Origin of the sequence: Paracoccus haematequi (genome assembly GCF_900631945.1) — a bacterium.
Classification (GTDB): domain Bacteria; phylum Pseudomonadota; class Alphaproteobacteria; order Rhodobacterales; family Rhodobacteraceae; genus Paracoccus; species Paracoccus haematequi_A.
Genome location: NZ_UZWE01000079.1, coordinates 37,753 through 48,700 on the forward strand (window position 1 = coordinate 37,753; position 10,948 = coordinate 48,700).

Below are 10,948 nucleotides of genomic sequence, written 5' to 3' on the forward strand. Positions count from 1 at the left end.
ACGACGGCCTGCATCAAGAAGCAGGATTTGGTTAGTTGCTGTTTTCCTTAGCTAATAATCCGATGCAGCTCGGGGGGAAAAGGCAGCTAATTGAACATGCCACCCCGCATTGCTACTACCGCAGCGCGCCCATGTGGCCACAGGATATCAGGATCTGATTCATGAAAATCACACAGGCGACCATGACTCCGCCGGCCCCAGAGGACAGGGCTTTTCTGTCTTCGGTGATCAAGCCGATGCTGGTGCGCCCGCGTTTCCTGGAAGAATCCGATCTTCTTCTTCATGTCCCTTTCCTGTTCTGGCTGATGGCGAATGTGCGCCCGGCCAAAAGCACGGTCGTCGGCATCGGCAAGGGCGTGGCCTATCTGGCAATCTGCCAGGCAATCGAGGAGTTTTCGATTCAGGGCCGTTGCAGCGGCTTCGGCTTTGGGGACAATTCGGAAAACACGCCAAAGCCTGTACCGAAGACATTCGATAATGATGCCGAAACGCTGTATGAAGGCATAGCGGATCTGCGGGATCATGCGACGCTGGAGGAGGCGCTGTCAAATATTCAGCCGGGAAGCCTGGATCTTTTATTTGTCGATCTTTGCGAACTGGCACGGGACAAGGGATCCGATCCGGCGGACTGGACGGAAAAACTTGCGCCTGGGGGGTGCCTGGTCGCCCATGGCCTGGGCGAAGCCGACGAGGCCATGCTGTTCCTGAAAAGGAAAGTCGAGGATTTTCCCGGTCATTCCCTGCTCTTCTTCGATTTCGGGGCGGGCCTTGCGGTTATTCTGAAGAACGACATCATCACCGATGCGGCTCGGGATTTCCTTGCTCTGGGCGGGAACGGCAGCCCTCGCAGGGCGGACAGCCTGTTGTTGCGGCGACTGGGGCAGGGTTTGGCTGCCATGGCCCGAAACGGGAATATCGCCCGGCGGCTTGACGCGGTTCAGAAAGAATATGCCGCAGTGCAGACCCGCCATGACAAGGCGGAACAGGATCTGGTGGCATTGAACGCCGCCTATGAGGCACGAAACCGGAAGATCTGGGAACTTCAGGCGACGAATTTCGATCGAGAAAATGAAAACAGGAACCTTCAGAAACACCAGCAGGTCTTGAGCGATTCCGTGTCCGCCCTCAGGTCGGCCCTGGAGACGATCCAGAAGGAAAAGGACAGCGTTGCCGAAGTCCTGACGGAAAGGCTAAGGCAGGAAAAGGACAGCCACTACCGCGAAACCGGAATTCTGACCAAGCTTCTGGAACAGAAAGGCGATGGCGGGCAGGGCGACCTGGCGATGCTGCGCAGGCAGGTCAAGCAGCTGTCCGACCATAATGCCGCCCTTTTATCCAGCACGTCCTGGCGCATTACCGCCCCCATACGGAAAATAAAATCGAAGCTGACCGGCAAGTGAAATCCCGCCGCCGTCGCTAAAGACATCTTCATCGGTAGAACCATGAAAAACAAAGTGTTCAACGCCAATCTCTATGCCCGGCATTATCCCGATGTCGCGCTCAGTGGGCTTTCCCCGCGGGCTCATTACGAACGCTATGGCAGGCTTCTGGGCCGCGATCCCGCGCCGCGGCCGGTGTCGGGGCAGCCTGTCGAAAGCATATCGCATGACGACCCGGCCTTCCTGGACAGACTCTATGCGATCGGACCCATCGAAAGCGACAGCCCGGCTGTCCACGAGGAATTGGTTTCGATCATCATCCCCAGCTATAACAATGAAGGGCTGATTGCCCGCGCCATCCATTCCGCCCTGTCCCAAGACGGCGTGGATGTCGAAATCCTGGTGATCGACGACGGATCCACCGATGGATCGGTTTCGGTCGCCCGGCGGATTTCGGAAACCTGGCCCCAGGTCCAGGTCATATCGCTGCTGCGCAATTTCGGCTGCTATTATGCGCGCAACATCGGATTGATGAATGCGAAGGGCGATTACCTGACCATCATCGACAGCGACGACATCATGCCGCCGGATCGCATCCTGCGGCAGATGGATGCGCTGAAGAAAAACTCCCAGGCCATGGCCTGCCGGGGGCAGCAGCGCCGCTGGTCCGCCGACTATCGTGAAGCCCTCTCGGAACTGAAACCGGGCGAGAACAGCCTGCTGTGGAAGCGCGAGGTTCTGGTGGGCAAGGGCTGGTACGATACCGTCCGCTACAGCGGGGATATCGAATTCCGATACAGGATCCAAAGGAACTTCGGCCTGGATGCGATCATCACCATGCCGGACGAACTGTATTACACCCGCACCCTTGGCGATTCGCTGACCACGAACAAGAAAAGCGGGGTCTATGCTTTCCAGGACGGCGTCCTGGAGACGCGGATTTCCGCACCGCGCCGCCTTTACGACGACAATTTCACCGCCTGGCAAAAGCAGAACAAGCCTCCGAAGGACGGGATGAAGGGCGACATCTATATCGGCTTTCCGCTTTCGAAACGCCCCTTCGCCTTGGGCGAGCCGCAGCAGAACGCCTCTCCGTCACTGGGACAGCGCATGGTGGGCGCCATGGCCAGTTTTCCGGCCCGTCGCGAGGTTCTGCAATCCAGCATCGCATCCATCCTGCCGCAGCTGGACGAACTGGTTCTGTACCTGAACGACTATGACGATGTGCCGGACTTTGCCCGCCATCCGAAGATCCGCGTCACCCGCAGCCAGGACGCCGCCGGGGATCTGCGGGACAACGGCAAGTTTCATGACCTCCCCCAAGGCGACGATGCCTATATCTTCACCCTGGACGACGATCTGATCTATCCGCCCGATTATGTGGCCAGGATGGTGCATGCCATCGAGATGCTGGGCAGGTCCTCGGTGGTGGGCGTCCATGGGGTGATCTTCCCGGAAGGGGAATTCAACGATCTTGCCCAGAGAACCGTCTTTACCTTCTACCGGAAAGCGAACGGCCATTTCGTCGATCTTCTGGGGACGGGAACGACGGCCTGGCACAGTTCGACCCTGAAGGTCGGGTTGAAGGATTTCCAGACCAAGGGGGTCTGCGACCTGTGGTTCGCGGTCGCCGCGGCGCGGGCGGGCGTTCCGTTCTATTCGCTGCCGCGCGAGGACCAGTGGCTGAAGGAAAACGCAAGATTTGAAGTCAGTCTGTGGAACGAGGCGCGGAAACGGCCCGAAAAATATTTCGACACCTATCACGCGCACCTGGGCCCGGAACTGGAAAAGGGGCTGGTCCGCTGCCGGATGGAAGCCCATCTTGCGCGCGGCTTCGATGCCGACACCCTTGCCGCCGCAGGCATCGACCTGGTGTCGATCAAGACCGGAAACACCCCTGTTCCGCTGACGACACGCCGCCAGGTGGCCTTCAAGGGCCTGCCCGACCCGCGCCCGGATGTCCGGGCGGACGGTTCGGTGCATTTCCACATCGTCGTCAACGGCTGGAACTGCCGCGATTATGTCCCCGCCTGCCTCAGATCCATCGCGACCCAGCAGCCGGGTAACTATACCTATGAAACGACCCTGGTCGACGACGGATCGGATGACGGCACCTATGAACGGCTGGCGGCCTCGGCGATCCTGCCCGATGCCCGGCTGATCCGGGTCCGCGCCAACATGGGGCCGGCCCATGCACGGCATGTCGGCATCGTCGACATCCCCGATCCGAACACCGTCGTCGTCCTGGTCGACATGGACGATTCCCTGGAACCGCAGGCCCTGCGGGTCGTCGCCGAACGCTATGCGGCCAATCCCGCCTGCCTGATGACCATCGGAAACTGGCACGACCAGAACGGCAAGAGAAATCCCCAGGATTTCTACAGCGCCCCGGAAATCGACGGTCAGACATTGCGCGATATCGAGCTTTTCAATGCGACCCATCTGCGCACCTTCCGGCGCGTCCTCTATGACGCGATCACCCCCGAGGATCTGCTGGACCAGCACGGAAAATGGATCGAGACCTGCACCGATGTCGCGCTGATGTATCCCCTGCTTGACCAATGCTGGTCGAACGAGGTCGAATTCATTTCCGAACCGATCTATCGATACAACCGGCAGCACAGCACCGGCACCCTTGCGCGGTTCGGCAAGCCGCATAAGGTCGAAAGGCTTGCATGGTTGAAGGCAAAGCCGAAAAAGCCCCGCCTCAATCCGCGGCAGGATCAACGGAATTGAAAAATTCCGGGAACAAGGACACGCGTTCCTTTTCATAACGAATGCCGGGGGGGGAATCTTGGCGGCGGAAACGATAAACTGGCCGAAGGTCACGCTTCCCCCGGATGAAAGGAAGCTGCTGGAAAGGACGTATTCCACAGCGCGGGTCATTCTGGAATACGGATCCGGGGGATCGACCGTTCTTGCCGCGCACCAGCCGGGCACGCTGACATTCAGCGTGGAAAGCGACCGGACCTGGGCCAGAAACCTGCAACGCCTGTTCGACCGTTCGGACGTTGCCGCGCCGCCGATCCTGTATCATGTCGATATCGGCGAAACCGGCCGCTGGGGCCGTCCGCTCGACGACCGCAAATGGAAAAATTTCCATCGCTACCCGCTGTCGATCTGGCTCGAGCCGTTCTTTCGCCACCCCGATGTGGTCCTGATCGACGGGCGCCTGCGGCCTGCCTGCTTCGTGGCGACCTGCCTGCACATCCGGAAACCGGTGACGGTGCTGTTCGACGATTATGCGGACCGCCCCAGCTATCACATCGTGGAAACCCTGGCGAAGCCCGTGGAAACGGTCGGCCGCATGGCCCGATTCGTGATCGGCCCCCAGCAATGGCCGGTCTGGATCCATGCCCTTCTGAACGAGCTTTGCACCAGGATGACCTATCCCGTCTCGACCCACGGGCACGACGCGCCGTCCTATGACGTGATGCGCAGCAACGTCCTGACGCAGGCGGGACTGCTGCTTTGACATGGCGACGGCCTGTCTTTACCACGGGCATCCTGACACGGGGCCAGGCCATGAACCTTCAGGACAAGCGCGACCTTTTCCTTGCAGGGGCGCTTGTCGCCGACCGCGCTCTTGCCGCTGCGGATCTGCCCGCCGTCGGGGTGGGGCAGGCGGCCTTCCTGAAGAACATCCTGTTCGAGACGGGCGCAAGCGTCCAGTCTCCGGCGCTGCCGGCACGGGCGAGGGGCTTCTTCGGGGCGGAATCCATGCTACCACTGGGCTTTCCACCAGCCCGGCCCTGTCGGGGGGCCATGCGCTCGACTGCCTAGAAAAGCCTACAAACTAGGATCGCCCGGCTGCGACAATGACGGGATGTTCCGCTGTAAGGGATAAGCCGAGCATGGCGCCGAACCTGACCTAGAGTCTGCCTTTTACTAGGATGATGTTGCCATGCGGTCGGTTGTCATGGGTCTGCACGATGACATGGCTTTGCAGCGCCATCGCCATGAAGGTGTCGCGGTCGGCCGACTGGATGGCGGTGCCCGTCGCCTCGATGATCGGGATGGTTTCTTCCAGGGCTTCGGGAATGAAATCCGGCTCGTCGTCGACCTGCATGATCGTCGCCGCACAATCGACCCGCTTGTCCAGCGGCAACAGGCTGAGAATCGCGCGCAAAGCATCACCTGTACGCAAAGAAATCGTAATGACCCGCTTGTAGGGAAGCTGTTGGGCAATCGTATGAGCCGGAAAGGCCCGTTCGACAATGGCGATGGATTCGCCTTCGCCCATCATGGCCATGGCATGAAGGAGATCGGGTTCGATCCGGTTGTGAATACCCTTGAGCACGTCGCGTCCCGCCATTTTCCAGAAATCCTGTCATAGACCCGCCGCAAGGGCTTGTCCACAACAGGTCAATCAACTGATATTTATATATTATTCCTGGCGCCATGGCCTTTTAGCCGCGCAAGCTGCTGGGCCGCGCGGCGAAAATCCGGCGCCTCGGCCAGGGCGGCGCGGTAATTCGCCTCGGCCTGGACGGGCTGGCCCAGTTCCTCGAAGATCAGGCCGCGTTCGAAAAAGCCCTGGGCGGAAAAGGGACCGCCCTTCATGAAGGATTCATGGGCGCCGATCGCCTGATCGAACTGCCGCGTGTGGCGCAGGAAACGCGCATACAGAAGCTGTATCTCGCGAGAACGGGGCCGGTCCGAGGCATAGGGCGCGATCAGGTCGGCCACGGCGTCAGGGCTGCCGCCCTGTTCGGCGTATTGCGCAAGCGCGCGGATCACCGCCACGCTGACCGCCGCCGTCGGCTTTTCCGCCACCACGGCGCGGATCATCGCGGCCGCCCGGTCAAACCGGCCGGCCTCGGCGATGGCGCCGGCGTAATCCAGCCGCAGGGGCAGGTCGCCCGGAAACCTGTAGAGGCCGTATCGCAGCACCAGCCGCCGCAGCAGCTTGTGGCGCGACATCGCGCGGGCCAGCTCGGCGATGTAATAGCTGTTCTGCCTCATGGACGACCGGACAAGGGCCTGGGCCACGGCGATATCGACCTGGGGTTCGAACAGCATCCGGGTGACGCTGCCCAGGATACCGCCATTGTTCAGGAACCGGAACACCATGTGGCCCGCACGCGGGGTCAGGATGACCTGGACGGGACAAGCCGCCTTCAGGTCCGCGACATGGCCCCGGTCAGGCCCCTTCGGGTCATAGACGCAGATCACCCTGGTCTTTGCGGGAATCCGGGGTGCCAGGTCGGCTGCGGATCTGCCCCCGATCAGCCCCTGGTAGTCGGCGATCCAGCGGCGGTCCTTGTCGGGATGGATATTGGCCACCGGCGCCATCAGCACCAGCCGGTCCGCGTCCAGGGCCGCGGCCGAGATCAGCGCCCCGTAGGAGCCCATCGAGAAGCCGTAGAGGATCACATGGGCATAGGGCCGGATCGCATCCGCCACCGCGTCCAGGCAGGCCGCGAAATCCCCGCCCACATACCAGTCGTTCGTCAGCGACCGGATGCAGCAGAAGGCGTGGGGGGACTTGGCCAGCATTGCCTCGCCCGAGAATCCCGCCGGGGGCGGTTCCTTGCGTTCGGCGAAGGACACCACCACCGTGTCCGCCTTGTGATGGCAGACAAAGGCCTCGTGGGTGGGGCTGGCGAACAGCGTCGTCTTCATGGCGCGGCCCTGGGTCGTCATCCGTCAGGCCGTCACAGCGGGGCATGGACGAAGGCCGCAGGGCTGCGGCCCTGCGCCGCGCGGGCCAGGAAGTCGCGGCCCGTGTCCAGGGCCTCGCGGATGGTCACGTCCATGTCCAGATAGCGATAGGTGCCCAGACGCCCCACGAAGGTGACGCCCGGCGTCGCCTGGGCCAGGCGGACGTAATCCTCCAGCAGGGCTTTTTCCCGGACCAGGCGGATCGGGTAATAGGGGATGTCGTCCGGCCCCGCCGCGCGGCTGAACTCGCGATAGCAGACGCTGCGCTCATGCGTTTCCCAGGGCGAGAAATGCTTGTGTTCGGTGATGCGGGTGTAAGGCACCTCGCGGTCGCCATAGTTCATGACCGCGCAGCCCTGATAGTCGCCGTCGTAGTCGAATCGTTCGAAGTCCAGGGTGCGGTATCCCAGCCGCCCCAGGCGATAGCCGAAGAATCCGTCCAGCGGCCCGGACCAGAAGACATGGTCGTATTGCCCGGCCATCGCCGGGTCGTAGGGGGTGTTCAGGTCGGTCGCGATGCCGGGATGGTCCAGGATCGCCCGGATCATCGCGGTATAGCCCTCGCGCGGCATCCCCTGGAAACGGTGGAAGAAATAGTTGTCGTCATAGTTGAACCGCACCGGCAGCCGCCGCAGGATGCTGGCGGGCAGGTTGCGCGGGTCGCAGCCCCACTGCTTTTCGGTATAGCCCTTGAAGAAGGCCTCATACAGGTCCGGCCCCACGAAGCGCAGGGCCTGTTCCTCGAAATTTTGGGGATCGGCGATGCTGGTGTCGGCCTGGCATTCCAGGAAGGCCCGCGCCTCGTCCGGTCGCAGGGTCCGGCGGAAGAACTGGTTGATGGTCAACAGGTTGACGGGCAGCGAATAGACCGCGCCCCGGGATGTCGTCTTCACGCGGTTCTGGAAGGGCAGGAAATCGGCGAAGCGGTTCACATAGTCCCAGACCTCGGCATCGTCGGTGTGGAAGATGTGGGGACCATAGACATGCATCATCACGCCGGTCGCGGCGTCGCGTTCGGTATGGCAGTTGCCGCCCGCATGATCGCGGCTGTCGATGACATGGCAGTCGTGGCCCGCCTGGGCCAGGGTCCTGCCAATGACTGCGCCGGACAGACCCGCGCCGACCAGAAGTATCCTCATGCGAACTGTCCTTGCCTTTCCGGCCCCGCCCCGCCTGTCCGGCTATCCTGCGGGGGATTTACGCCGTTCCGGGCGGGCAGGGCAATCGCCCGCGGCCTCTCGACTTTGCGGGCGGGGATTTGCTAACGCTGCAAACAGCAGCGCAGGCAGGATCCCGGACGCGATGACATTCCCCCCTTTGCAATCCCTGCCTGATGCCCGCGTCTATGTCGCCTATCACGATGCCCGCCCCGTCCTGGAAGGCCGTCACCTGGTGCCGATCCAGGTCGGCCGGGCCCTGTCGGGAATGCTTCTGCCAGGAGTGCTGGGCGACGATACGGGCGACAGCATATCCCGCCTGAATCCCGCCTATTGCGAGCTGACGGCCCATTACTGGGCCTGGCGGAACGATCCCTCGGGCGGCCCCATCGGCCTGATGCATTACCGGCGGCTGTTCGACCTGGGCTGCCGCCTGCCGGCCCGCAGCCATCCCGAACGCCATGTCGCCGGGTTCGATGCCCGGATCTATGCCGCGGATGTCGCCCGCCATTTTGCCACGGCAGGGGCGGAACTGGTCGTGCCGCGCCCGATCCGCCTGCGCCGCAGCCTGGCCCGGCAATACGAGCGATGCCACCGCCCCGACGAATTGCGCGCCATGCGGGATGCGGTGGCCGACCGCCATCCGGATTTCCGGCCCGCCCTGGACAGGGCCTTGCAGGGAAACCGGCTGCTTCTGGGCAACATGTTCATCATGCCGCGCCCGGTCCTGGACCATTACAGCCCGCTTCTGTTCGACATCCTGCGCGCGACCGGGGACCGGCTGGCCGGGCGGGACAGGCCGCCCGGCTATCAGGCGCGCTATCCGGGGTTCCTGGCCGAACGGATCCTGACCGCCTATGTGCTGGGCGGCTACGCCCGGGCGGCTTTCCCGGATCTGCGCGTGCAGCACCGGGGGATTCTCAACATCGACACGACCGTCCCGACGGGGGCGGGCTGGCTGCGCCTGGCGCGGCTGTGCCTGGAGGGCCGCATCGGCATCCGGGACGCGCTGCGGCTGAAATCCTCGGGGCGCGGGGCTGACCGGCCATGACCGTGACGATCCTGCTTGCGACCCGCGACGGCGCCGCCTTCCTGCCCGGCCAACTCGACAGCTATCTGGGCCAGACGCTGCCGGACTGGAGGCTGCTGGCAAGCGACGACAGATCGCGCGATGCCACCCCCGCCATCCTCGAGCGGTTCCGCCGCGACCATCCCGGCCGCGTCACCCTGGCCCAGGGTCCGGGGACGGGGGCGGCGGCGAATTTCCTGTCGCTGATCCGGGCCGCGCCCGATGCCGACCACACCGCCTTTTCCGATCAGGACGACCTGTGGCTGCCGGGCAAGATCGCCCGTGCCGTGGCGATGCTGGGGCGGGTTCCGGGGGACCGGCCCGCGCTTTACGCCAGCCGGGTGACGGTCTGCGACCGGTCGCTGCGGCCCCTGCGCCTGTCGCCCGCCCCGGACCGCCCACCGGGCTTTCGCAATGCCCTGGTCCAGAACATCCTGCACGGCCACAGCATCGTCATGAACCGCGCGGCCACCGCGCTGCTGCGGCAGGCAGCGGCGCGGTGGCCGGATGTGGTGATGCACGACTGGTGGGCCTATCAGGTCGTCACGGGCGCGGGTGGGCGCATCGTCTTCGACGGCGAAAGCCACGTCCTTTACCGCCAGCATGGCGGCAATGCCGTGGGCGCCAGCCAGGGCCTGGGCGTGCGCCTGCGTCCCCTGGTCCTGCGGCGGCAGGCGCATTGGATGACCGCCAACTTGGCGGCCCTGGCGCAGACCGCCGACCTGCTGGCCCCGGATCGCCGCGCGCTTCTGGACCGGCTTTGCGCGGCGCGGGCGGCAGGCCGGGCGGCATTCGCGGCGGCCTGCTGGCGCGAAGGTCTGTGCCGCCAGGGACCGGGCGGGCGCCTTGCCCCCGCCCTGGCCGCGCTGACCGGGCGGCTGTGACCGGGATCAGCGTTCCAGCAGCCGCTTGTAATTGCGTTCCAGCAGCATCAGCCCCAGGACGAACAGCACCACCGACACGCCGATCACGTAACCGGGGCTGAGATAGTCGCCCTGATAGGTCGGATACATCCCCTGGCGCATCATGCCGATGCAATGGATCAGCGGGTTGTACCACAGGATGTTCTGGGCCTGCGGGGGCATCATCCCGTACAGGAAGAAGATCCCCGACATCAGGAACAGCGGCCGGGTCAGGATCGACCAGATCCGTTCCCAGACCGGAAAGGCCGTGGACAGATAGCAGTTCAGCGTGCCCACCCCCGTGGCCAGGATGGTGACGCACAGCAGGGTCTTGAAGATGGCGGACAGGTCGAAGACCACCGGCAGTTGATAGATCGTCACGATCGAGGTCAGCACGATCGCCATGATCGCCGTATGGGTCAGGGCGTTCAGAAGGATCCGGGCGATCAGGATGTCGACGAAGGTGACGCTGGGATAGGCCAGGAACGGTCGCGAGAAGCGGATCGCGCTTGCGACCTTGCCCGAGATGTCGTTGAACATCAGGAAGGGCAGCAGCCCGCTGGCATAGAACAGCGGAAAGTTCGTGCCCAAGCCAGGCCGGGCCAGGGTCAGGCTGAAGATCACCGACAGCAGCGCGATCCCCAGGATCGGCTCCAGGATCGCCCACAGATAGCCGCCCGCCGACCGGCCATAGGTGGTGGCCATCTCGCGCAGCATCAGCGCCATGATGATGCGCGGCATCTGGAAGCGGGGTCCGGGGCGGGACGGCCGCTGGGG

General features: G+C 63.6%; 10 protein-coding genes. 6 read left to right on the forward strand and 4 right to left on the reverse strand.

From position 1 onward, the window contains the following. The first annotated feature begins 161 nt into the window (after positions 1-161). Genes PARHAE_RS20245 through PARHAE_RS20260 form a run of 4 tightly spaced genes read left to right on the forward strand, consistent with a single transcriptional unit; the run spans position 162 to position 5,162 of the window. Positions 162-1,400, forward strand: a complete 1,239-nt coding sequence (locus PARHAE_RS20245; protein WP_126156307.1) for a class I SAM-dependent methyltransferase — start codon at positions 162-164, stop codon at positions 1,398-1,400. Between the two features lie 42 nt (positions 1,401-1,442). Beyond that, positions 1,443-4,115 carry a glycosyltransferase gene (locus tag PARHAE_RS21950; RefSeq protein WP_126156308.1) on the forward strand — a complete coding sequence of 891 codons (2,673 nt, stop codon included), beginning with the start codon at positions 1,443-1,445 and terminating at the stop codon, positions 4,113-4,115. Between the two features lie 58 nt (positions 4,116-4,173). Continuing rightward, complete coding sequence (locus PARHAE_RS20255) at positions 4,174-4,854, forward strand: hypothetical protein (RefSeq protein WP_206437038.1); 681 nt, start codon at positions 4,174-4,176, stop codon at positions 4,852-4,854. Positions 4,855-4,904: 50 nt separating this feature from the next. Beyond that, positions 4,905-5,162: a hypothetical protein gene (locus PARHAE_RS20260; RefSeq protein ID WP_126156309.1), complete on the forward strand. Its 258-nt coding sequence runs from the start codon at positions 4,905-4,907 to the stop codon at positions 5,160-5,162. A gap of 88 nt (positions 5,163-5,250) precedes the next feature. On the opposite strand, the gene PARHAE_RS20265 is transcribed toward PARHAE_RS20260, so the two are convergent. The 3 genes from PARHAE_RS20265 to PARHAE_RS20275 all read right to left on the reverse strand — a co-directional run bounded on the left by PARHAE_RS20265 (position 5,251) and on the right by PARHAE_RS20275 (position 8,182). Continuing rightward, positions 5,251-5,694, reverse strand: coding sequence for an RbsD/FucU family protein (locus PARHAE_RS20265; protein ID WP_126156310.1), 444 nt, complete (start codon positions 5,692-5,694; stop codon positions 5,251-5,253). 65 nt (positions 5,695-5,759) lie between these two features. Next, a complete protein-coding gene (locus PARHAE_RS20270) occupies positions 5,760-7,025 on the reverse strand; it encodes a hypothetical protein (RefSeq protein ID WP_126156311.1) in 1,266 nt (421 codons plus the stop codon). Between the two features lie 11 nt (positions 7,026-7,036). After that, entirely contained in the window at positions 7,037-8,182 is a 1,146-nt protein-coding gene (locus PARHAE_RS20275; protein WP_126156312.1) for a UDP-galactopyranose/dTDP-fucopyranose mutase family protein, read from the reverse strand. 163 nt (positions 8,183-8,345) lie between these two features. On the opposite strand from PARHAE_RS20275, the gene PARHAE_RS20280 reads away from it, so the two are divergent. Both PARHAE_RS20280 and PARHAE_RS20285 read left to right on the forward strand, forming a co-directional pair. Then, on the forward strand, positions 8,346-9,251 hold the full coding sequence (locus PARHAE_RS20280; protein ID WP_126156313.1) for a DUF4422 domain-containing protein: 906 nt from the start codon (positions 8,346-8,348) through the stop codon (positions 9,249-9,251). Then, positions 9,248-10,153 (forward strand): glycosyltransferase family 2 protein, encoded by a 906-nt coding sequence (locus PARHAE_RS20285; protein ID WP_126156314.1) that lies wholly within the window; start codon positions 9,248-9,250, stop codon positions 10,151-10,153. The genes PARHAE_RS20280 and PARHAE_RS20285 overlap by 4 nt, the downstream gene beginning before the upstream one ends. A gap of 6 nt (positions 10,154-10,159) precedes the next feature. Here PARHAE_RS20285 and PARHAE_RS20290 read toward each other — a convergent pair. Further along, a partial coding sequence (locus PARHAE_RS20290; protein WP_338142941.1) for an ABC transporter permease occupies positions 10,160-10,948 on the reverse strand: 789 nt, incomplete at its 5' end.